General features: G+C 64.7%; 20 protein-coding genes. 15 read left to right on the plus strand and 5 right to left on the minus strand.

What is annotated here, in order from left to right:
- Positions 1 to 2 precede the first annotated feature (2 nt).
- The 11 genes from KY495_RS23140 to KY495_RS23190 are packed head-to-tail and all read left to right on the plus strand — an operon-like array spanning position 3 to position 10,542.
- On the plus strand, positions 3 to 1,250 hold the full coding sequence (locus KY495_RS23140; protein WP_219881609.1) for a lipopolysaccharide biosynthesis protein: 1,248 nt from the start codon (positions 3 to 5) through the stop codon (positions 1,248 to 1,250).
- Complete coding sequence (locus KY495_RS23145; RefSeq protein WP_229518431.1) at positions 1,247 to 2,515, plus strand: hypothetical protein; 1,269 nt, start codon at positions 1,247 to 1,249, stop codon at positions 2,513 to 2,515. Before KY495_RS23140 ends, KY495_RS23145 begins: the two co-directional genes overlap by 4 nt.
- Positions 2,421 to 3,521: a glycosyltransferase family 4 protein gene (locus KY495_RS23150; RefSeq protein WP_219881610.1), complete on the plus strand. Its 1,101-nt coding sequence runs from the start codon at positions 2,421 to 2,423 to the stop codon at positions 3,519 to 3,521. The genes KY495_RS23145 and KY495_RS23150 overlap by 95 nt, the downstream gene beginning before the upstream one ends.
- Entirely contained in the window at positions 3,508 to 4,218 is a 711-nt protein-coding gene (locus tag KY495_RS23155) for a hypothetical protein (RefSeq protein WP_219881611.1), read from the plus strand. Before KY495_RS23150 ends, KY495_RS23155 begins: the two co-directional genes overlap by 14 nt.
- A 9-nt stretch (positions 4,219 to 4,227) precedes the next feature.
- Positions 4,228 to 4,920, plus strand: coding sequence for a hypothetical protein (locus KY495_RS23160; protein ID WP_219881612.1), 693 nt, complete (start codon positions 4,228 to 4,230; stop codon positions 4,918 to 4,920).
- Positions 4,917 to 5,687: a hypothetical protein gene (locus KY495_RS23165; RefSeq protein ID WP_219881613.1), complete on the plus strand. Its 771-nt coding sequence runs from the start codon at positions 4,917 to 4,919 to the stop codon at positions 5,685 to 5,687. Before KY495_RS23160 ends, KY495_RS23165 begins: the two co-directional genes overlap by 4 nt.
- Positions 5,688 to 5,698: 11 nt before the next feature.
- Entirely contained in the window at positions 5,699 to 6,934 is a 1,236-nt protein-coding gene (locus KY495_RS23170; protein WP_307728224.1) for a glycosyltransferase family 4 protein, read from the plus strand.
- Positions 6,935 to 6,957: 23 nt separating this feature from the next.
- Positions 6,958 to 8,139, plus strand: a complete 1,182-nt coding sequence (locus tag KY495_RS23175; protein ID WP_219881615.1) for a DegT/DnrJ/EryC1/StrS aminotransferase family protein — start codon at positions 6,958 to 6,960, stop codon at positions 8,137 to 8,139.
- Positions 8,136 to 8,723, plus strand: coding sequence for a sugar transferase (locus tag KY495_RS23180; protein ID WP_219881616.1), 588 nt, complete (start codon positions 8,136 to 8,138; stop codon positions 8,721 to 8,723). Before KY495_RS23175 ends, KY495_RS23180 begins: the two co-directional genes overlap by 4 nt.
- A 23-nt stretch (positions 8,724 to 8,746) precedes the next feature.
- Positions 8,747 to 9,328 (plus strand): hypothetical protein, encoded by a 582-nt coding sequence (locus tag KY495_RS23185; protein WP_219881617.1) that lies wholly within the window; start codon positions 8,747 to 8,749, stop codon positions 9,326 to 9,328.
- Positions 9,329 to 9,348: 20 nt separating this feature from the next.
- On the plus strand, positions 9,349 to 10,542 hold the full coding sequence (locus KY495_RS23190; RefSeq protein ID WP_219881618.1) for an acyltransferase: 1,194 nt from the start codon (positions 9,349 to 9,351) through the stop codon (positions 10,540 to 10,542).
- Between the two features lie 13 nt (positions 10,543 to 10,555).
- Here the strand turns inward: KY495_RS23190 and KY495_RS23195 are convergent, their stop codons facing one another.
- On the minus strand, positions 10,556 to 11,269 hold the full coding sequence (locus KY495_RS23195) for a class I SAM-dependent methyltransferase (protein WP_219881619.1): 714 nt from the start codon (positions 11,267 to 11,269) through the stop codon (positions 10,556 to 10,558).
- A 36-nt stretch (positions 11,270 to 11,305) separates the two neighbouring features.
- Between KY495_RS23195 and KY495_RS23200 the strand changes: the two genes are divergently transcribed.
- The gene (locus KY495_RS23200) at positions 11,306 to 11,455 is read left to right on the plus strand and encodes a hypothetical protein (RefSeq protein WP_219881620.1); all 150 of its coding nucleotides are present in this window, start codon (positions 11,306 to 11,308) and stop codon (positions 11,453 to 11,455) included.
- Between the two features lie 6 nt (positions 11,456 to 11,461).
- On the opposite strand, the gene KY495_RS23205 is transcribed toward KY495_RS23200, so the two are convergent.
- From KY495_RS23205 to KY495_RS23215, 3 genes are all read right to left on the minus strand, one after another.
- On the minus strand, positions 11,462 to 13,816 hold the full coding sequence (locus tag KY495_RS23205; RefSeq protein WP_219881621.1) for a choice-of-anchor Q domain-containing protein: 2,355 nt from the start codon (positions 13,814 to 13,816) through the stop codon (positions 11,462 to 11,464).
- Positions 13,817 to 13,987: 171 nt separating this feature from the next.
- Positions 13,988 to 16,270 (minus strand): polysaccharide biosynthesis tyrosine autokinase, encoded by a 2,283-nt coding sequence (locus tag KY495_RS23210; RefSeq protein ID WP_219881622.1) that lies wholly within the window; start codon positions 16,268 to 16,270, stop codon positions 13,988 to 13,990.
- A 31-nt stretch (positions 16,271 to 16,301) separates the two neighbouring features.
- The gene (locus KY495_RS23215) at positions 16,302 to 17,408 is read right to left on the minus strand and encodes a polysaccharide biosynthesis/export family protein (protein WP_219881623.1); all 1,107 of its coding nucleotides are present in this window, start codon (positions 17,406 to 17,408) and stop codon (positions 16,302 to 16,304) included.
- 181 nt (positions 17,409 to 17,589) lie between these two features.
- On the opposite strand from KY495_RS23215, the gene KY495_RS23220 reads away from it, so the two are divergent.
- Positions 17,590 to 19,641: an ATP-binding protein gene (locus KY495_RS23220; RefSeq protein WP_219881624.1), complete on the plus strand. Its 2,052-nt coding sequence runs from the start codon at positions 17,590 to 17,592 to the stop codon at positions 19,639 to 19,641.
- On the opposite strand, the gene KY495_RS23225 is transcribed toward KY495_RS23220, so the two are convergent.
- Positions 19,638 to 21,494, minus strand: a complete 1,857-nt coding sequence (locus tag KY495_RS23225; protein ID WP_219881625.1) for a TonB family protein — start codon at positions 21,492 to 21,494, stop codon at positions 19,638 to 19,640. The genes KY495_RS23220 and KY495_RS23225 overlap by 4 nt on opposite strands.
- Before the next feature lie 270 nt (positions 21,495 to 21,764).
- Between KY495_RS23225 and KY495_RS23230 the strand changes: the two genes are divergently transcribed.
- Both KY495_RS23230 and KY495_RS23235 read left to right on the plus strand, forming a co-directional pair.
- Positions 21,765 to 22,424, plus strand: a complete 660-nt coding sequence (locus KY495_RS23230) for an ABC transporter substrate-binding protein (protein WP_229518432.1) — start codon at positions 21,765 to 21,767, stop codon at positions 22,422 to 22,424.
- A gap of 84 nt (positions 22,425 to 22,508) precedes the next feature.
- Positions 22,509 to 23,030 carry a flavin reductase family protein gene (locus tag KY495_RS23235; protein WP_219881627.1) on the plus strand — a complete coding sequence of 174 codons (522 nt, stop codon included), beginning with the start codon at positions 22,509 to 22,511 and terminating at the stop codon, positions 23,028 to 23,030.
- The last annotated feature ends 1 nt before the right edge of the window (position 23,031 follow it).

A 23,031-nucleotide genomic window follows, 5' to 3' on the forward strand; every position in this document is an offset into this window, starting at 1 on the left:
GCATGAAGCAGGCGTCCACCTACTGGAAGCATGTCGCCACGGTGCTCGGCGGCGCACTGGGAGCACAGGCCCTGCCGCTGCTGGCCGCGCCCTTCATCACCCGCTGGTGTACGCCGGCAGAGGTAGGCGCCTTCAGTGTCTGGCTGGGGATCGTCGCGGTGGCCGCGATTGGCGCCACGCTGCGCCTGGAAGCGGCCATGATCCTCGATCACGGCAGCGGCGACCAGCGTACCTGCTTTAATGTGGTGGCCTGGTCGGCCGGCGCGGTGGCCATTGCCATGACGCTGGCCGCCGTCCTGGCGCGGGCGGCCGGCTTGCCGATGGTTTCCAGCCTCTCGTGGGCGGCGCTGTTGACACTGGGCCTTGGCACCTGGCTCACTGCCTACATGCAGACCACTCTTGCCTACGCCACCTCGCAGGGAGCCTTTGGCAAGGCAGCCAAGGCAAAGATCTGGGGCGCGGGCAGCATCGCCGCCTTCCAGGTCGGCCTGCTGTTGGCAGGGGTCGGAGGCGTGTCGCTGCTGGCCGGCCAGCTGGCGGGACTGTTCATCGGCCTGCTGGCAGCCACCTTGCTGCTGAAGCCACCCCGTCCGCGCCCGGGACTGTGGCCCGGCGTACAAGAGCGACGCTACCTGCACCGGCGCAGCGCCTTCTGGCGCTTTTCGCTGCCCTCCAACCTGCTCAATGTGCTGGTCGGACAGCTGCCCCTGTTCATGATAGGGGCGCGTCACGGCGCCCTGGCCGCTGGCCTGTTCGCACTCACCCAGCGCGTTCTGTCGGCCCCCATTGCGCTGCTGGCGTCATCGGTGCTGGAAGTATTCAAGCGCCAGTCGGTCAAGGACTTCCAGGCGCACGGCAACTGCCGCGACGCCTACCGCTACACCTTCAAGGCCCTGGTCCTGCTGGGACTGGGGCCATCGCTGGTGCTGTTCTTTTTCTCGCCGCAGCTGTTTGCCTGGGCCTTCGGCGAGAACTGGCGTCCGGCCGGCGAACTGGCTCAGATCCTGGCGCCGCTGTACTTCCTCAACTTCATCGCCAGTCCGCTCAGCTACGTATTCTATGTCGCCGGCAAGCAGAAAATGGACCTGGTATGGCAGGTGGCGCTGTTCGGCATGACGCTTGGCGTGTTTGCCGTCCCCGCCAGCTTGCACCAGAGCGTGGGCTGGTATGCCACCGGCTACTCGGTGCTCTACGTCGTGTACCTGTACATGTCCTGGTACTGCTCGCAAAACCGGGTGGCGCCAGCATGAAGCGCTGGATGCAGCGTTTTACCTTTTCCGGCCACTCGGTCGGCATGACCGCTTTCCTGGCGCTGTTCCCGGGCTTCTTCTTTTATCACACCCTGCTGGGCCTGGGCATGATCGGCGCGGTACTGGGCGGCTACTTCGCCCCCGTGTCCCTGCTGGTGGCGCCGCCCCTATTGTTCTTTTACGCCTACAAGATCCGGCGCGACCAGTCGCACCTGGGGCACGCCGACGTCTTCTTCTGGCTCTACATCGCCTATTTCCTGACCGTGGTCGCCATCCAGGCCAGTGCCGGCGCCAACCCCGTCATTGTCGGCAACCATTTGCTGGGCGCGCTCTTCATCGCCAACATGTTCCTGGTCTTTCGCCTGACTGATTTCAACCGGGGCGATGTGCGCTTCCTGCTGCTGGCCACCCTGGCCGGCATGTCGGCCATCGTCTTTTCCTATTCGGTGGACGGCTCGTTCTACCTGGCGCCGCTGGGCACGGCCAAAAATCCCGAAAGCCTGGCCACCTACCAGGGCTTTTCGCGCTCCTACCTGTTCACCTTCATGGCTGCCATTGCCTATTGCCGCGGCAGGCTGCTGCGCATCGTCCTGTATTGCGCGGCCGCGCCCACCTTGTTTGTCAATACGGCGCGCAGTGAATTCGTGGCGATGCTGTTTGTGATCCCGATCATCGAAATCTACTATGCCCGCCACAAGATGGTCCTGGCCTCGGTGCTGCTTGCCATCTTCCTGGGCATTTATCTCAACCTGGAATACCTGCTGTCGCTGCTGCCCAGTAACCGCATCCTTGAACTGCTGGACCTGTCGCAGTCCACTTCAGCCAACAAGCGTCATCTGCTGAGCCTGTACGCGAAGAACACCATCGCCCAGTTTCCGATCTTCGGCGACTACGCCAGCTACACCCCGGGATTTTATTCGCACAACGTGCTCTCGGCCTGGGTCGATACGGGGGTTTTCGGCTTCTTCTTCGTCCTGGCACTGGTGATCCTGCCTTTGCTGCAAATGCTTGTCAAAGGCTATTTCCTGCCCCGCCCGTCCCCGGTTTTCATTCTCGGCTTCACCCTGGCCTGTATCACCCTGCTGCTCCTATTAACGTCGCATTACTTCACCGACATGCTGATCGGCGCCACGCTCGGCACCTATTCGAAATACCGGTATGGAAGAAAACATGGCAAGCATAGTCCACCTCACATCGGCCCATCCGCGCCACGACACGCGCATCTTCGTCAAGCAGTGCCGCAAGCTGGCAGAGTGCGGGCATGAGGTGGCGCTGGTGGTAGCTGACGGCATGGGACCGGCCTTCGAGCACGGTATCCGCATCCTGGATGTGGGGCGCCCGCCCGGCCGGCTCCAGCGCATGCTGCACACCACGCGCCGCGTCTTGGCACAGGCCCAGGCGCTCGATGCCGACATCTATCACCTGCACGATCCGGAATTGATTCCGGCGGGGCTGGCGCTGAAAAGGCGGGGCAGGAAAGTCATTTTCGATGCCCACGAAGACGTGCCGGTGCAGCTGCTCGGCAAGCCTTACCTGAACCAGGGCACGCGGTGCCTGCTGGCACGCATGTTTTCCGCCTACGAGCGCTTTGCCTGCAGCCGGTTCGATGCCATCGTGGCGGCCACGCCCTTCATCCGCGCCAAGTTCGCCAGCATCAATCCGCGCTCGGTCGACGTCAACAATTACCCCGTCGCAGGCGAATTTGACGCCGCAGCGCCCTGGGCCGCCAAGGAACGCCAGGTCTGCTACGTCGGCGGCCTGTCGGCGCCGCGCGGCATACGCGAGCTGGTGCGCGCCAGTGCCATGCTCCATTCGGGCGCCACGCTGGCCCTGGCCGGACAGTTTTCGGAAGCGCCGCTGGCGGCGGAAATCGAGGCCGATCCCGCCTGGCGCGCCGTGCGCAGCCTGGGCCACCTGGACCGCGCCGGCGTACGCGCCGTGATGGCCGGATCGATGGCGGGCCTGGTGACGCTGCATCCCCAGCCCAACTACCTCGACGCCCTGCCCGTCAAAATGTTCGAGTACATGGCTGCCGGCATTCCCGTCATTGCTTCCGATATCCCGCTTTGGCGCGGCATTATCGAACAGGCGCGCTGCGGCATGTGCGTCGATCCCCTCGACCCGGCCGCCATTGCCGCCACCATTGATTACCTGGTCCTGCATCCCGACCAGGCCCGTGAAATGGGCCAGAACGGGCGGCGTGCCGTGCTCGAGCAATTCAACTGGTCCATTGAATCCAAAAAACTGCTGGCCCTTTATGACTGTCTTTGATCGCCTGCGCGAATATCGCCGCCTGGCGCGGGTGGCATGCAGCCTGCTCACATTGCCCAGGGCGCGCCTGCGCTTTGACACGGCCATTGCGCCGACGAAGATCCGCTCGCAGTACGAACTGTTCAACCGTCCGCACGCGCGCTTCCCGCTGATGAAAAACAAGACGATGGGAATAGCGCTGATCGACTTAAGCAATTTCAAAAACTCGAGCGAGTATCTGGCTACAGTGAAGAAAAAGGATTACGCAGGACACCACGCCAGGCAGGCACGTAAGCGCGGTTACACGGTACGGCGCATCAACCGCAATGACCATGTCGCCGAAATATTCCGGATCAACACCTCGTCCGAGAACCGCCAGGGACGACCGATGGACCTGCCCTACCTGACGCTGCAGACCGAATACGAGGAAGGGCCGCCCATGCAGTCGTACGGCGTCTTCAATGCAGAGGGACTGTTGACGGGGTATTGCTGCCTGGGGATGTATGGAAACTTCGCCGCCACCGACCGCCTGATCGGCCTGAAAACCCCGGACGGCGCGATGTACCTGCTGCTGGTGGAAATAATCTGCACGCTGATCGACCGCGGACAGGTGGACTACTTCATGTACGACACCTTCCTGGGCGCCCAGCCGGGACTGAAAAGCTTCAAGCATCGCATCGGTTTCCAACCATTCCGGGTCAAGTACTCGCTTATCTAGAACACGATCATGCCAAACCTGTCGCAATCCATCACCCTGATCAAGACGCTGCTCGCCATGCCGGTCGCCCACCTGCGCTTTGAACGGCACCTGGAACCGGCCAATGTCCTGTCCACCTACCGCTACTACACCAAGCGCCATCCCAAATACTTCGTCATCGGCCACAAGAGCTGGGGCGCGGCCCTGATCGACCTGCAGCAGTGCACCACGCGCGCCGCCTACCTCGAACGCATCAAGGGCAAGAACGCCGGTGCCTACCATGCCAGGCGGGCACGCATGCGCGGCTACCACCTGATGGAAATTGACCGCAACAATTACGTCGATGCGATCCATGACATCAATACCTCGGTCGACCAGCGCCAGGGCCGCCCCATGGATGCGCACTACCAGGAAAAGCAGCTGCACTTCGAGGTGCTGGCGAACTACCGCTGCTTTGGCGTGTTCAGCGCTGCCAACGAGCTGGCGGCCTACGCCACGCTGGGCCGCTTCGGCAACTTCAGCGCCTTTTCCCAGCTGATGGGCTACCGCAACAACGACGGCATCATGCACCTGCTGGTGAGCGACATCGTCGGCCAGCTGATCGACGAAGGCCAGGTGCGCTACGCCATGTACGACACCTTCTTCGGCGCCCTGCCCGGTCTGCAGCAATTCAAGACCATGCTCGGCTTTGAGCCCTACCGCGCGCGCTACAGCCTCCAATGAAAACCATCCTCCACCGCTTCTACAGCGACTACCTCATGCCGTCGCGCATGGGCATCTACGAGGCGCTCATCGAGCAGGCCAGGGACGCCGGCTACCGCCAGCTGTCGGTGCGCGACTTCGTCAATGAACCGGCGGGCGAAGGCCTGCGCACGCTGGTGCACCGGCACGACATTGACAGCGACCTGCGCACCGCGGCCAAGATGTTCGCCATCGAAGCGAAGCACGGCATCAAGGCCAGCTACTACTTCAGGCTCTCGACGCTGGACATCGGCTTCATGCGCGAGATTGAATCCTACGGCAGCGAAGCGAGCTACCACTTCGAGGAAGTGGCGGACTTCGCCAAGCGCCACCACATCAAGGATGCGGACGTGGTGCGTACCCGCTTTCCCATCATCCGCGCCCAGTTCCGCCAGAACCTCGAACGCATCGAGCGCGCGCTGGGGCGCAAGCTCGTCACGGTGGCCAGCCACGGCGACTTCGCCAACCGCCGCCTGCAGGTCATCAACAACGAGATCCTCGACGACCAGGCCTTCCGCGCGCGTTGCGGCATTGCCTGCGAAGCTTACGATGCCGCCCTCCTGTCGCGCTTTGACATGTACATCAGCGACCGCCCGCACCCGCTCTACTACCACCCCATGCCGCCGGCGGCGGCGTTCGGGCGCTATCGCAGCATCTGCCTGCTCACCCATCCGGTGCAGTGGGAAACCAACTGGCGCGAAAACACGCGCTGCAACGTCCGGCGCCTGATTGAAGGCCTGGCCTGGTAACCCACCAAAGGATGCCCGTGAATATCCTCCTCATCAACCACTACGCCGGCTCGCTCAGGCACGGCATGGAATACCGCCCTTTCTACCTGGCGCGCGAATGGGTCAGGCTGGGGCACCGGGTGCGCATCATCGCCTCGGCCCAGTCGCACATCCGGGCCCAGGCGCCGCACCTGGCCGGTCGGCGTGAACTGGCTGAAGTGATCGACGGGGTGGAGTACCGGTGGATCGCCACGCCGGCCTACCGCGGCAATGGCGCCGCGCGCGTGCTCAACATGTTTTCCTTCGTCAGCCGGCTGTATCGGCAGGCGCAGGCACTGGCCGGCGACTTCCGGCCCGACGCCGTCATCGCTTCGAGCACCTACCCGCTCGATATCTGGCCGGCGCACCGCATCGCGCGCCTGGCCGGCGCGCGCCTGCTGTTCGAGCTGCACGACCTGTGGCCGCTCTCGCCGATGGAGCTGGGCGGTTACTCGAAGTGGCACCCCTTCATCATGCTGCTGCAGGCGGCCGAAAACTTCGCGTGCCGCCGCGCCGACGCCATTGTCTCGATCCTGCCCAAGGTGCGCGAGCACCTGGAAGCGCACGGCATGGCGCCGCACAAGCTGCACATTGTGCCCAATGGCGCCGATCCGGAAGAATGGCTGGCCGCGTCCCCGGCGCTGCCCGGCGTGGCCGGCGAGAAGATCGACGCCCTGCGGCGCCAGGGCAAGTTCATTGTCGGCTATGCCGGTACCCACGGCGTGGCCAATGCGCTCGACACGCTGCTGCAGGCGGCCGCCCTGGTGGGGGACGAGCGGATCGCCTTTGTGCTGGTGGGCGGTGGCCCGGAAAAGCTGCGCCTGCAGCGCATGGCAGGCGGCATGCGCCTGCGCAACGTGCATTTCTTCGACCCCGTCGCAAAGCAGCATGTGCCGGCCCTGCTGGCGCGCTTTGACGTGGCCTACATCGGCTGGCAGCGCCAGCCCCTGTACCGATTCGGCATCGCGCCCAACAAGCTGATTGACTACATGATGGCCGGCTGCACCATCCTGCACTCGGTCGAGGCAGGCAACGACCCGGTGGCCGAAGCACGCTGCGGCCTCACGGTGCCGCCGCAGGACCCGGCCGCCGTGGCGCGCGGCCTGCTTGCCCTGTTCATGCTGTCGCCATCCGAGCGCACGGCGCTGGGCGAGCGTGGCCGCACATTTGCGATGACCAACCTGAGCTACCCCGTCCTCGGGCGCCGCTTTCTCCAGGCCTGCGCCTGACACGAACCTGCAAAGGAAACATCATGCCCGACGACAGCATCAAACCCGACAACACCGAGGCATTCCTGCCTTTTGCCCTGCCCGACATCGGCGACGAAGAAGTGGCCGCGGTCGTGGAGTGCCTGCGCTCCGGCTGGGTCACCACGGGGCCAAAGACACGCCAGTTCGAGCAGGAGTTCGCGGCCTACCTCGGTGGCGGGGTCGAGACCATCTCGGTCAATTCTGCCACCGCCGGCCTGCACCTGGCGCTCGAAGCGCTGGGCATCGGCCCGGGCGATGAAGTGATCGTGCCGACCCTGACCTTTACTGCCACCGCCGAAGTGGTGCGCTACCTGGGCGCCCAGCCGGTGTTCGTGGACGCCGACCCGGATACCCTCAACTTCGACCTGCAAGCCGTGGAGCGCGCCATCGGCCCGCACACGCGCGCCATCATCCCGGTGCACTACGCCGGCCTGGCATGCGACATGGACGCCGTGCTGGCCCTGGCCCGTACTTACGGCCTGAAGGTGGTGGAAGACGCGGCGCACGCCTTCCCCACCAGGTACAAGGGCCAGCTGGTGGGCACCCTGGGCAGCGATGTGACGGTGTTCAGCTTTTATGCCAACAAGACCATGACCACCGGCGAAGGCGGCATGGTGGTCACGCGCGACGCCGAGCTGGCGCGGCGCGTCCGGGTGATGCGCATCCACGGCATCAGCCAGGACGCCTTCCAGCGCTACACCTCGCGCAAGCCGGCCTGGTTCTACGAAGTGATCGCGGCCGGCTTCAAGTACAACCTGACCGATCTGGCGTCGGCCATGGGCATCGCGCAGCTGCACAAGATCGACCGCTTCCTGCAGCGGCGCGAATTGCTGGCCGCGCGCTACCACGAAGCGCTGCGCGGCCTGCCATTGCGCCTGCCGACGGCGGCCAGCGGCGACAGCACCCATGCCTGGCACCTGTATGTGGTGCGCCTGACAGATCACGCGCCGATCGGCCGCGATGAGCTGATCGCCCGCCTGTCCGAGCGCGGCATCGGCACCAGCGTCCACTTCATTCCGCTGCACCGCCAGCCGATCTGGCGCGACAGCTGCCGCCTCAGTCCGGCCCAGTTTCCGGCCGCCGAAGCGGCCTACCACAGCATGCTGTCCTTGCCGCTGTACACCAAGATGAGCGATGCCGACCAGCAGCGCACTATCGACAACCTGAGGGAGTTACTGTCATGATCAAGCGCATCTTCGACTTTACGGCCGCCGTGGTGGGCCTGGTGGTCCTCTCGCCCATGTTCCTGGCCATCGCGGCCTGGATCAAGCTCGATTCGCCCGGCCCCGTGTTCTTCCGCCAGCCCCGCGTGGGCAAGAATGGCGAGATGTTCGACATTGTCAAGTTCCGCACCATGTATGACGACGCCCACGACGCCCTGCTCACGGTAGGCCACGACCGCCGCATCACCAAGGCCGGGCGCTTCCTGCGCCGCCACAAGCTCGATGAATTCCCCCAGCTGTTCAACGTGGTGGCCGGCACCATGAGCCTGGTCGGCCCGCGCCCGGAAGTGCCGCGCTATGTCGACTGCTATCCGGCCGATGTGCGCGAGGTGGTGCTGTCGGTGGCGCCCGGCATCACCGACTGGGCATCGATCTACTACAAGGAGGAAAACTCCCTGCTGAGCCGCTCGTCCAACCCGGAGCAGGCTTACCTGGAAACCATCCTGCCGGCCAAGCTCAAATACAACCTGCGCTATGTCCATGAGCGCAGCTTCTGGAACGATGTGCGCATCATCTTTACCACCCTGGCCACCCTGGTGCGCTAGGCGCCAGGCGCCGGGCGGCCTCGATGCAGCTGGTCGAACTGGGCGACCTGGGCCTGACGCTGCCCACCGCCATTGCCATGACTGCCCTGCTGGCGGCCTGGCGGGCCTGGCGCATGGCCTGGTGCTGGAGCCTGCTGTTCGCGCTTGGCTTCGGAACTGTCGCCTTCAGCAAGATTGTGTTCATGGGCTGGGGCGGCGGCTGGCAGGCGCTGTGTTTCAAGGCGCTCAGCGGCCACGCCACGGGCGTTACCGCCGTGTATCCGACCCTGCTTTACCTGCTGCTGCAAGGTGGCGGTGCAAGCCTGCGCCATGGCGCGGTAGTGGCCGGCCTGGGCCTGGGCGCCCTGGTGGCGGTGCAACTGGCCGTCAGCGGTGAACACAGCATGGCCGAGGCGGTGGCCGGCTGGCTCATGGGCGCCGTGGTGAGCCTGCTGGTGATTGCATTGTCCGGCCCCCTGCCGCCACCGCGCCCGCTGCCGGGGATGCTCGCCTTTGGCGCTGTGTTCGCGCTGTTTGCGTGGCTGATGCAGTGGGCCCATGTCGGCTACTGGATGGCGAAGCTGGCACGCCTGCTTTCGGGACAGCAGCAATTGTTCCCGCTCTAGACTGTCATAAGGATGCCGAGATGAACACCCCAAGCCTGCCCCGCCTGCGCCTGCTCGACCATAGTCAGCTGGACGAAGACACCTGGCATTCCTTCCTCATTTCCCTGCTGCGCGGCCTGGCCGCCCTGCAGGTGGCGGCCGCCCACCTGCGCGCCGATTTCTTTCCGGGCCTGCGCTCGCTCGACGATCCGGCCCTGTGGTACCAGGCGCTGGCCTTTGCCACCGGCTTTGCGCACCAGGCCGTGCTCGTGTTTTTCCTGGTCAGCGGCTGGCTGGTGGGCGGCAGCTTCCTGAACAAGATGGCCCATCCCGACGCACTCAAGATGTATGCCATTGACCGCGTCACCCGGCTGTGGACGGTGCTGGTGCCGACCTTCCTGCTGATTCTCGCCTTTGGCATCGTGAGCGGCGCGCTCGATCCACGCCATGCCGACTTTGGCCTGGACAATCCGTATTCGGTCTCTGCCTTTGCCGGCAACCTGCTGGGCCTGCAGACCATCACGGTCCCCCAGTTTGGCGGCAATTTCCCGCTCTGGAGCCTGGCCAACGAAAGCTGGTACTACCTGATGTTCCCGCTGCTGGTACTGGCGCTGACCGGCCGCGCCAGGCGCAGCCGGCTCCTGCTGGGGTCGCTCCTCGGCGGCGCGGTCCTGCTGCTGCCCGTGGCCATCACCCTGTACTTTTCCATCTGGCTGCTGGGCGCCGGCTTTTCCCGCGTGCGCCTGGAATGTGGCGCCATTACCCGTGCCACCCTGCTCACTGCGCTGCTGGGCCTGTCCGTCTACTTCCGTCTGTTTGGCAGCAATGACGACCTGGTGGCGGCGTCCTACCCCCAGGATCTGCTGCTGAGCGTGCTCTTCCTGCTGTTTTTGTCCAGTACGGTGACCAAGGCGCCGCCGGCCTCATTGATCGTGCGCGCCGTCAAGCCGTGGGCCACCACGCTGTCCAATTTCTCCTTCACGCTCTATGTGGTTCACATTCCCGTCATGGACATGCTCGCCTGGCTTGGCAGGGTCGTGCTGGGCAAGAACAAGCTCGCTGCCGCCAGCGTGGGCGACCTGGCCATCTTTCTCGCCATGCTGGCGGTGGTGGTGCTGTTCAGCTATGGCTTTTACCGCCTGTTCGAGGCGCGCACCTACCGCGTGCGCCGCTGGCTCAAGTCACAGCTGACAAAAAAGCCGCTGCCGGGTGTGGCAGCGGCAGGCAAGCGCTAGTCCGCAGGAACGCTCAGCCCGGCTTGCGCACCATGTACACGAAGTGGGAGCGCAGGGCCGGGACGCAGGCGGTCAGCAGCGCCGATACCAGATGGGGCGCATGCCCCAGGCGGCGGGCGACAGGTGGCGCCAGCAGCAAGGTGCGGTAGCGGCACTCCTGGCCCGGCCACCAGGCCGCCAGTTCACGGCGCCGGACCCGCTTGACTTCGGCGTTGTTGGGATTGTTGTAGCGGAAGTCAAACACCATGCACCAGCCACCGGGCATGACGATGCGCCACATCTCGGCGGCCAGGCGCGAGCGCGCGTCGGGTTCGAGGATGGACGAGAACACGGTATTGGCCACCGCCAGCGTGACACTGCCGTCGCCCGCGAAATCGAGGTCGCCCAGGTGCCAGTAGACGCCGGGCGCGGTGCGCTGGCGGGCCAGGGCCAGGCGCTCGGGCTGGTATTCGGTGCCGGCCAGGCGCGCGGGATCGGCGCCCCAGTCGATCAGCTGGCGCAAGAAGCCGCCGCTGCCACAGCCCACATCGACCACGCGCGCGTGGGCAAGATCGGCGCCGACGGTGGCGGCGAGCATCTGGCCCGCCACGCGCAGGCGTGCGGCGCTTTGCTCGAGCACGTCGGGCCGGTGCCAGGCGTACGCCGATACGCGCTCGCTGGCCAGCCACTGCTGGTACACCGCACGGATGCGGTCCTGTTCCTGGGAAGTATGGTCTGGAGGGTTCATGCTCCCATACTAAGTAAGGGAGCATGAACAGTGTTGATGACCGTCATGGCCGGCAAGGCCAGGAAGGCGCCCGGCGCCGGTGGCCGCTGCCACCGGCGAACCGGGATGGTGATGCTGGAGCAGCCGGAATACTGCGTGCTGCTCAGTGCTCCATACAACTGCCTGGTACTGCCTGGTGCTGCTTAGTGCCGCTTAGTGCTGATACGCGCCGATATCGTAGCCGGTCGTGGCGTTGCGTGGACGGCCGTCAAAGTCGGTCGCCGGTGCATTGGTCGCCGTGCCCTTGCCGATGGCCGGCGAGGTGGTGGTGATATGCAGGTCCGGCGTGCCGGTGCGGGTATAGCTCTTGAAGCCAGGCGCCGCGCCGATGGTACCGGAGTGCGTCAGACCATTCTTCAGCTGGAAGTTGTAGGTCGAGTTCTGGTACACCAGGTTGTTGGTGTAGCGGTTGCCCGTCCCGGTCTGGCCCTGCTCCGAAATACCCATCTTGTTGTCATACACAATGTTGTTGGCAACGATGGTGTTATTGTTCGGACCGCGGGTGTGGTAGTAGTCACCGCCGCCGACAATGATGCCCGTGTTCGAGGCCGTCACCGTGTTGTTGGTGATGATCACGTTCGTTGCATCGTGCCACAGGTGGATGGCGCCTTCGGCCACGCGGTACACCACATTGTTCTTGACCGTGCCCGAGGTGCTGACATAAATGCCCTGCACGAAACGGCAGCCCACGGGGCCGATGTCATGCACCAGGTTGCCCACCACATCGGACTTGATGCCGCGGTAGTAGCTGTCCACCCCAATGGCCGAGCCGCCGGCGCTGGTGCAGGCAGAGGTCTTGGCAATATGGTGGACCCAGTTGGCCTGGATCATGCCGTAGGAGCCGCCGTTGTAGATACCATGGGTCCACTTGGTGCCGCTCTGGGTGTTGGTGCCATCGATATGGAAACCGATGATCGACACATAGCTGCCACGGTTGTCCCAGGCGGTATCGTTGCTCGAGCTGGCAGGCGGCACAATCTTCACACCCCACTTGGTGGTGGCCACGTAGTAGATGCGGCCGGTGCTGGAACCGCTGGTGTTGGTGCGGAAACCACCGGCATACGTACCTGGCAGCACGCGTACCGTGGTGCTTGGCTTGGCCAGGCCTGCAGCCTTGGCAATGGAACGGAATGGCGCAGCCTGGGTGCCGGGATTGCTGTCGGAACCCGTCGGCGAGACCCAGTAGTTATAGGTCGTGGCCGGAATGACCGGTGGCCAGGCCGTTGCCGGTGGCGGCGGTGGTGCCGGATCGTCGCTTGGTGGCGGCGGTGGCGGCGGCGGCGGCGGGGTCGGCGTGGTGGTACCGGCACGCTGGTAGGCGCCCAGGTCGATGCCGACAGTCGTGTTGCGGGCAGTGCCTTCAATGTCCACGGTAGGCGCATCCAGTTCCAGGCCCTTCTTCACGGCAGGCGAGGTGGCGCTGGGGTGGTAATCGCCGCCGCCCGTCTTGACGTAATTGACAAAGCCAGGTTCGGCTGCCACGGTACCGGTCGCCACCAGGCCATTGTTGAGCACAACGCCCACGCTGCCGCTGCGGTATACCAGGTTGTTGGCATACTTGTTGTTGCGGCCGGTCGAGCCGATTTCATGGATGCCGTGGCGGGCACTGTCGTAGAACAGGTTGTTGCTGACACGGGTATAGTCATTCGGCGCCGTGCTGATATAACCGCCATCGCCACCCACCACCAGGGCCGTGTGGGTATTGAATACGGTATTGTTGACGATCACATTATGGGTCGCGTCATGCCACAGGCGGATGCCGGCATTGCTGATGTTGTAGATCAGATTATTGTCGACGCGGGTACTGGCCGTGTTGACGAACACACCCAGGAAGGTGGCGCAGCCGGTCGGGCCCACGTCATGCACGACGTTGCTGCTGATGATGTTGGCCCTGCCCTTGTAGTAACTGTCGGCACCAATGCCGCCCCCGCTGCCGGCGCAGGCAACGGTCTTGGCAATGTGATGCACATAGTTGTTCTTGATGGTGGCGAACGAGCCGGCGGTGTACAGGCCCATCAGCCATTTGGTTCCCGACTGGGTGGCCGAGCCGTTCACTTCAAAGCCTTCGATCTGCACGTAGCTGCCGCGGTTGTCCCAGGCGCTGTTGCTCACCGAATTGGCGGGAGGAACAATCTTGGCGCCGCGCGGGGTGGTCGACACATAGCGGATGGGCGCCTCGGCCGTACCGCTGGCCGTGGTCTGGAAACCGCCGGGATAGGTGCCGGGCAGCACGCGCACCGTGACGCCGGCCGTGGCCGCGCGCGAAGCGCGGGCAATGGTGCGGAAAGGCGCGGCCTGGGTGCCGGCAGCGGTATCGGAACCGGTAGGGGACACATAAATATCGGCAGGTGCCACGGTGCCGTTGTAAGTGACAGCGGCGCCCTGCACCAGTTGCTGCGTGGTCTGAGCCGGTGCACTGGTGGCCAGTGCGGCCAGCAAGACAGCGATGCTGCTCGAGACGAGGGCGTTGACACGGCGGTCGGCGTTGAAGCGGAGTGACTTGTTCATCAGAGTTTCCTTACTCAGGTGGGTATGAGCAAGGTTTGATGCAAATCAAGTTCCTAAGTTCAACGTTTTTCCAGAAAAATTTCTCTGCATAATCAAATGCTTAAAGGTATTTTCTCTCGTGAAATATCGATGGCAAAAATGGTAGCGTGAGCTTCCAGCCATGACATGTGTCTAGTCGTCATGGGCCAGTTGCGGGACGTGGCCGTAGGTAAAATCAAAGGCGCGGCCCCCGATGCGCAGCGGCATGTCATTGAACACCACGCCCTGCGGGGCAATGCCGGCATGGTTCAGGCGCTTGAGCGACTCCGTGATTTCCGCCTCGGTCGTCACGCCCGAGCGCGCCAGGATGAACACCGCTCCCACGTGGGCGCCAATGATCAGCGAATCGGACACCGCCAGCACGGGCGGCGGATCAATCACCACCAGGTCGTACTGCTCGCTGACGGCCTCCAGCAGATTGGAAAAATTCAGGTGCTGGAGGAATTCGGCCCGGTTGGGCGGCAGCGCCCCGGTGGGAATGAAGTCAAGGTTTTCCAGCACCCGGTGGTGGATGATGTGTTCCAGCGGCATGGAGCCGGAAATGGCCTTGGTCAAGCCCTGCTCGCGGCTGACGCCGAAGTAGCGGTGCAGGTGGCCGTTGCGCAAGTCGGCATCCATCAGCAGCACGCGCTTGCCGGAGGCGGCCAGCACCGCCGCAAAATTGGCGGCCAGGAAGGACTTGCCCAGGTCGCGCCCGGGTCCGGCAAACATGACGATATTGTTCTTGAGCGTAGGCAGGGAAAACATGAGCGCGGCGCGGAAGCTGCGCAAGCTTTCAATGGCAATGTCTTCCGGATAGGCGCGCGCCAGCAGGGGCAGGTAGCCCGGCGTGTTCCTGGCCTTACGCGCCAGCTTGTCCTGGTTGCTGCTGTGCGGAATGCTGGCCATCACCACGCGCGCACCGAGCAGGCGCTCGATGCGCTGGGGATCATCAATGCCGCCACTGAGGGCCTTGCGCACGAAGGCCACCAGCGTGCCCAAAAAGATGCCCGTCACCACGGCCAGCACCACGATCAGCGGCCGGTTCGGCTTGAGCGCCCTTTCAGGCGCCATGGGCGCGTCAATCAGGCGCACATTGCTCACGCGCCCCACGGAAATCAGGCGCAGCTGCTGGGCCGTATTCGACAGCGCTGTATACAAGTCGGTATTGACCTTGATTTCGCGCACCAGGCGCGCTTCATCCTGCTCCAGGGTGGGCAAGGTGCGGATGCGGCGCGCCACGCTGTCGATCTCGTCATTGACTTCCTGGCGCTGCTTGTTCAAGCCCACCAGCAGCGGATGGTCTTCCGTAAAGCGCATGAGCAGCTCAGTCTTCTTTTGATCAAGATCAAAGCGGCGCGCCTGGGCCGCCGCCGCTTGCTGCAAGCTCATGCGGGCTTCTTCACGCATGTCGATCGTGCCATGGCTGTTGCGAAAGTTGTTGTACTTTTCTTCCGACTGTTCCAGCTGGCGTTTCAGCGCCGGCAGCTGCTGGTTGAGGAAGGCCAGCGACTTTTCCGCTTCCTCGGTCTTGCGCGCCAGGTTCTGGCGCATGTATTCGCGCCCGATTTCACTGAGCAGGCTGTTGATGCGCTGGGCGTCATCGCCCTGCAGCCGCACCTCGATAATGCCGGACTGCTTGCCCTGCTCGGTAATCACCATCGCATTCTGGATGCGCTCGATGGTGGCAAGGCGCGACATGCGCTTGAGCGTGAACTGGGCGCCGTCGCGCGCGTCCAGCCGGTCAATGCGCAGCTCGATATTGCCGCCCCTGGCAGCGGCCTTGAGGGTGGTGCCGACAATGCCTTCATAGATGACCGGCAGGCCGGCCCCGCCGAGCAGGTAGCGCCCTTCCCCGCGCGCGGTAATGATGAATTCGCGGTTTTGCCACGCTTCGGGAATCTCGAATACCGACACGTCGGCCCGCTCCGGCCCCCATACAAAGCCCCCATAGCCGAAAATGCCCGGCTCCGACAGCTCCGTTGCATTGCGATTGGCGAACCAGAACCCGACCACGGGGAAGTATTTTGGCTTCGTTTCAATAAACAATTGCAGGTTGTCGACGGCATGCGAAATCACCATCCGCGAGCGCAGTAGTTCCATTTCCGCAATTGCAGCCTTCTTGGTTTCGAACAGGGACGACACTTCCGACAGGATGTTTTTCGAGGCGTTGGGGCTTTCCTCTTCCACGTGAATCATGAGGTTGGCTTCGTATACCGGGCTGGCAATGAGGGCATAGACAATCGCCACCGCCGTCACCAGCAAGGTGACGCCACCGATCAGCCAGCGGCTGTCGTACAGGATGTTGAAATAGCCCTTGATATCGATATCGTGGGCATCGCGTTCAAAATCCTGGGTGTGCGCCGACAGCGGGGTATTGAGTACCGGCACATTGTGCAGGACAGGCGACAGATGCTGCTCACCAGGGTGGTTCATCGTCATTCCTTCGCTCCAGTGGTCGACGGCGTCAGGGCCGGGTCACGCTGACCGCCTGGGTCAGGGCGCCAGGGAAAATCATGCTCAGGCTGCGGTGCCAGTTGGCCAGCGGCGAGGCGGCCACGTACACCAGGTCCTTGGGATGCAGCTCGAATGATTCGGCCAGCGCCAGCGCCCCCTTGCGCCGCGCGTCGAGCTGGAACACGCGCGTGCTCTCCCCGGTGCGGCGCACCACATACACCTGGCGCGCGTCGCCCGTCATGGGACTGATGCCGCCCGATTCGCCCAGCGCTTCGTTCAGCGTCAAGCGGCCGTTGTGCATGGTCAGCGCCTTGGGCGAAACCACTTCGCCGGAGACGAACACCTTGCTTTCCTCGCGCGAATGGACGCGCACCACGTCGCCCGGCAGCAGCAGCACCTTGCCCGGATTGATGCCCTTGGCCACCATGGTGCGCAGGTCGATGTGATAGCGTTTCTCGCCCCGCTCCAGCACGATGCGGCTCTGGTCGGCCGAAGGCAGCATGCCGCCGGCGCGGTTAAGCGCTTCGGTCAGGGTCATGGGAATGTCATTGATGGCCTGCAGGCCGGCGTTCTTGACTTCCCCATCTATATACACGCGCTTGCTGCGGTAGGACTGCACCCGCAGTGTCACGTTGGGCGAGGCCAGGTAGCGCGACAGGCGCCTGGTGAGCAGGCTGCGCGCCTGTTCCTCGGTCAGTCCGGCCACCGTGAGCACCCCGGCAAAGGGAAACTGCAGCCGCCCTTCATGGTCGACCACGAAGCCGGCCGCCGGCGCGCCCGGGGTGCCCATATCGGCCATGGCCGACGAGGCGGCCGTGCCCTGCCCGGCCAGCTCCGGATGGTCCCACACGACAATGGACAGCACATCCCCCTTGTCGATGGTATAAGGTGGGGGATCGCGCACGATCAGGTGGACAATATGCTTGTTGACATGCTGTTCGCGCTGCGCGCGCTCGGCCGCAATCAGCTGCTCCGTGATGAGGTCGGTTGGTGGCCCCGGCTCGTCGCGCGTGCCCTCTTCCATTGCGCCCACGGCATGGCTGGCGCAACCGCCAAGCAAGGCAAGGAAAGCGATCAGGACAATTCTTGACCATACGGACGACTGAAAAGTTTTCATTTTGCTTGCCAATATAAACACGATCTGAGCCAGAGTAAGTGAGCCCCACCCGCTTGGCTTTGGTAAATATCAATCCCGAATCACAGCGATGGCGTTTGTATAACGCAAGCTTGTGGCGACAAGAAAGACTGTTTGTGGCAAGCTCATGCAATTCCCAGTGTTGCCATCCGATAAGCGATTCATGCCTGCCTCCCGCCCCCTCCCTGACGATGTTTCGCGCGAAGAATTGCTTGCCAGCGAGGCACGCTACCGCGCCCTGGTGGAGGCCAACAGCGCCATCGTGTGGACCACGCCGCCAAGCGGCGAGTTTACGGCGCCGCAGCCTGGCTGGAGTGCCTACACCGGCCAGCCGCTGGCGCAACTCTTGGGCTGGGGCTGGCTTGACGCCATTCATCCCGACGACCGCGACAACACCGTGCGCAGCTGGCGCGACGCCATGCAGCGCCGTGCCCTGTATGTGTGCGAGCACCGCCTGCGCGGGGCTGATGGCCAGTACCGCTACATGTCGGCGCGCGCCGCGCCCATCCTGCATGCCGATGGGACGGTCAAGGAATGGCTGGGCATTCACATCGATATTGACGAGCGCAAGCGTGGCGAGGAACGCCTGCGCCTGCTCGACGCCATGAGTCAGGCCACGCGCAGCGCCGTCGATCCCAGGAGCATCATGGACATCACCACCCGCATGCTCGGCCAGCATCTCGATGCCACGCGCTGTCCTTATGCGGACGTGGAAGCGGACAACGATAGCTTTACCATCCGCCACGACTGGACCGCACCGGGCGCCTCCAGCACGGTGGGCAATTACTCGCTCGACCTGTTCGGCGCGCGCGCTGCCGGCGAGATGCGCGCGGGCGCGACGCTGTGCATTCGCGACGTTGACGCCGAACTGGACGCCGCCGCGGGCGCGGCCATGTTCAATGCCATTGACTGCAAGGCCATCATTTGCTGCCCCCTGGTCAAGGAAGGCAAGCTGGTGGCCATGATGGCGGTGCACCAGGACCGGCCGCGCGCCTGGACCGCGCACGAAGTGGCGCTGGTGGAAGAAACGGTGGAACGTTCGTGGGTGCACATCGAACGCGTACGCGCCACCGAAGCGCTGCGCGAGGCCGACCGGCGCAAGAGTGAATTTCTGGCCATCCTGGCGCACGAACTGCGCAATCCCCTCGCCCCGATCCGCAACGGCCTGCAGGTGATGCGCCTGGCAGGCGACGACATGGCGGCCATGCAGCGGGTACGCGCCATGATGGAGCGCCAGGTGGGCCAGATGGTGGACCTGGTCAACGATCTGCTGGACGTGGCCCGCATTACGCGCGGCGAGTTTGAACTCAAGCGCCGGCCCGTGCTGCTGGCCGAACTGGTGTCGAGCGCGGTGGAAACGAGCCGGCCGCTGATCGACCAGCACCATCATGCGCTCAGCATCAGCCTGCCCGACATCGACGTCTGGCTCGATGCCGACCCCACCCGCATTTCCCAGGTGATCAGCAACGTCTTGAACAACGCGGCCAAATACACGCCACCGTCAGGGCGCATCGCGCTCAAGGCCTGGTGCGAAGACGACGGCCTGGTGCTGCAGGTCAGCGACAATGGTCCCGGCATCGCCCCCGAGGCCGAGCAGCGGGTCTTTGACATGTTCTCCCAGCTCGGCAGCTCCGCGCAGCGGGACCAGGGCGGGCTTGGGATTGGCTTGTCGGTGGCGCGGCGCCTGATGCAGCTGCACGATGGCCGCATCGACCTGGTGCCGCGTCCCGGCCAGGCCGGCAGCACGTTTGAATTGCGCCTGCCGCTGCCGTCCGCGCCGGCGCAGGCCCCGGTTCTGCCGGCAGTTGGCGCAGCAGGCGCCCCGGCAAGTGCCCTCCGGGTGCTGGTGGTGGACGACAATACCGATGCGGCCGACATGCTGGCCACCCTGCTCGATCTGCTTGGTCACCAGTGCCGGGTGGCCAATGATGGCGTGCAGGCACTGGCGCTGGCCCAATCCTTCGTGCCGGACGTGGCATTCCTGGATATTGGCATGCCGGGCATGAATGGCTACCAGCTGTCCGAGAGGCTGGGACGCCTGCCGCAATTGTCCGGCATGGTGCGCATCGCCCTGACCGGGTGGGGCGAGCAGAACGACCGCGCACGCAGCAAGCTGGCCGGTTTCGACCACCATCTGCTCAAGCCGTGCAACCTGCAGGCTGTCGAAGCCTTGCTGCAGGAGCTGGCCCTGGCTAAAAGCCGACACCCCGCCTAGCGCACTTCTTCCATCAGCCTGAGCGTCGCGCCAAAGCGCCAGACACGGCGCACATCGATCACGTCGTAGCGCTGCGCAATGGCGGCCGGGAACGGGGCGTAGCGCGCATTGACGCGCACGATGCGGCGCACTGCCTCGTCCATTTCCGCCAGGCCGCTGGAGCGCACGATGACCACGTCTTCCACCGAGCCGTCGCTGCGCACGGCAACGCTGACCAGGATGTCGCGTTCGATGTCACCCGGACGGCGGTCGGCCCATGAGGCGGGGAAGTTGACCGAGGCATTGCGCTCGATCTTCTGGCGCCAGCTCTCTACATACATTTTCAGCGGCAAGTCGCGCTCGTTGGCGCCCACTGCCACGCGCCTGTTGTCGCGCAACAGGGGGCCTGGCGGGTCTCCCTTCAGGACATCGATCCCCTTGAGCATGTCGCGGGCGCGGTTGGCCAGGTCGCTGCCCATCGCGTTACGGGGCAGCTGGCCACGTGCGCCGCTGCCGCCGGGACCGGCGTTCAGACCGTCGGCACCGCCATTGCCGGGCGCGGTGCCGGCAGCATTACGGGCCCGCTCGGCAGCCAGCAGGTCGGCCTTTTGCTTTTGCTCGGCCGCGAGGCGGTCGGCGGCGCGCTGCGCGGCTGCCTGCTCGGCCGCTTCCCGCTGCTGCTGGGCGAGCTGCTCGGCGCGGCGCTGCGCTGCCGCCTGCTCGGCCGCTTCCCGCTGCTGCTCGGCGAGCTGCTCGGCGCGGCGCTGCGCTGCCGCCTGTTCGGCCGCTTCCCGCTGCTGCTGGGCGAGCTGCTCCGCACGGCGCTGCGCTGCGAGCTGTTCCGTGCGCTGGCGCTCCAGCTCCTGCTGCACGATCCGCTGCTGGTCGATCCGCTGCCGGTCGGCCAGATCCTGCTCCATCCGCTGCTGCGCCAGGCGCGTTTGTTCAAGTTCGGCCCGCTGCTGTTGCTCGCGCTGCCGGGCCAGCTGCAATTGTTCCTGTTCCGCCCGCTGCTGCTGTTCCTTTTGCTGGGCCAGCTTCGCCTCGGCACGCTCGCGTTCCAGCTGCTGTGCCAGGCGCTGCTCTTCTTCACGCTGCTGCTGCGCTGCCTTCTGCTGCGCCTCCTGCTGCGCTTCCTGCTGCGCTATCTGCTCACGCGCCAGTTGCGCCAGGCGCTCCTGCTCCAGCACCAAGTCCTGTTCGCGCCTGCGTTCCTGTTCCAGCCGCGCCTGGCGCGCGGCTTCTTCATCGGCGCGCTGCCGGGCCTCGCGCGCCAGGCGCTCCTCCTCGACCCCGGCCCGGCCCGCTTCCTCCGCCAGTGCCGCGGCCACCTCCGCGTCCCCCTCTTCTTCGCCTTCGCGCGCGGCCTGCAGGTCGAGCGATTTGTCTTCGGCTTCCTGGGGCCGCGCGATCGGCATGGCGAAGTCGTTGACAATGGCGTCCTGCGCCAACACCGGCGTGGGGTCAAGCAGCAGCTCCCGCTCGGGCAAGGGGGTGCTCACGCGGCGCACGCGGCGCGGCTTGTCTTTTTTTGCCGTCCGCCGTGCCTTGGCCACTGGCGGCGGCGCTGGCGGTGCAATGTCGACCAGGCGCATCCCGCTCACCGCGGTTGCGGGCGCCGTTGGCACTATCGTCACCGGCGGCGCGGATGGCATCGGGAGCGGCGCCGGCGCCGGCAGGGGCGCGGGCGGCATCGCCGCAGGGACGATGGTAACGGTCAGCGGTGGCGGCGTTCCCGGCAGGCCCATGCCCGGCACGCCGAACTGGAGCAGCAGCGCCAGCCCATGCAGCAGCAGCGACACGCCCACGGCGGCGAACAGGCGCCGGTCGGTACGGCTGGCAGCCGGGCTGTCCGGTTGCGAGCCGAACTTCATGCAAGGGTATCGTTACGCGAACCTGCCAGCAACGCCATAAGAGTCGGTTTGAAAGAGATAAACCTCTGAATTCTAAGCGAAAACTGCCGGTGCGGCTGCGCGGGGAGCGTCTTTTTTCTGCGATGTCTGTACGACAAGTAGAGCACCCCTTCTGCAAATCATCGCTATCATTACGCAATGAAATACGGCCTTCTTTTCTTTTCGCTACTGCTCGCCGGCGCTCCTTGCCGGTCGGACAATATCGTCTTTGCCGTGTCAACGGGCAGTGCCATGCCCATGACCAAGTTCCGCACGGCGGCGCGGGGGACCGAAGAACTGACGGGCGGGCTGCTCAAGGATTTTGGCGACGCCCTCGCGCGCGAGCTGGCCATGCAGCCGCGCTACCTGAACCTGCCGCGTAAGCGGGTCGAAGCGGCGCTGGCCGATGGCCGGGCCGACCTGCTGTGCGACCTGCGTCCGGAATGGATGGAAGGTGGCGGCTGGGCCTGGAGCGAGACTGTCTTCACCAATTACATGATCATCGCCGGGCGCGCCGACACGCCGCCCCTTTCCATGCTCGAACAAGTTGCCGGGCGACGCATCGGCACCGTGCTGGGCTACCGTTATCCCGAGGTGGAGAGCCTGCTGGGCGGCGCTTCGCGTTTCCGGCGCGACGATGCCGGCAGCGATGACGTCAACACAAACAAGCTGCTCAATGCCCGCTTCGACTACATGATGTCCAATTCGCTGTATTACAACTACCAGCGCAAGGTCCATCCCCGCGGAGCCCAGCTCAATCCTGCGGTATTCACAATCCGGCCTTTCGATACCTATTGCGCCCTGCCGCCCAACGGCCGGCTCGACCTGGCGCAGGTGAACCGGGCCATCCTGACTCTGCACAAAAGCGGGGAGATGCAGAAAGTCTACGCCCGCTACCGGCCTCAAGGCTAGCCTAATCGTCATTGTTTCACATCAAGATCACCAAACAGGCGTCCTCTAGTATGGGTTGAAGTCCACCATGCCTGCAGGCCGCCCATGTCCGCTCCCGCCCTCACCGCCACGCCGGCCGCGCCCCCTGGCCCCGGTCCGGAATTCAATTCCGCCCAGTTTCGCAGCGCCCTGTCGCAGTTTGCCACCGGCGTCACCGTCATCACGGCGCGCCAGGCAGATGGCAGCTTTGCCGGGGTGACCATCAACTCCTTCAATTCCGTGTCGCTCGATCCGCCCCTGGTGCTGTGGAGCCTGGCCCATGGCGCCAGCTGCATGGCCAGCTTCAGCGCCGCCCCGGCCTACGTCATTAATGTCCTGGCCGGCGACCAGGTCGAACTGGCGCAGCGCTTCGCCCGCCCGGGCCAGCACCGTTTTGAGTCGCTGGCCTTTTCCCTTTCGCGCCACGGGGTACCGGTGCTGGCTGGAAGCGTGGCCTGGTTCGAGTGCCGCCACCGCAGCCGCTACAGCGAGGGCGACCACGTCATTTTCGTGGGCGAAGTGGAACGCTGCCACTCGCATCCACACCGTACGCTCGGCTTTCACCGCGGCCGCTTCATCGCCATCTGAA

This window comes from Massilia sp. PAMC28688 (assembly GCF_019443445.1).
Taxonomy (GTDB): domain Bacteria; phylum Pseudomonadota; class Gammaproteobacteria; order Burkholderiales; family Burkholderiaceae_D; genus Telluria_A.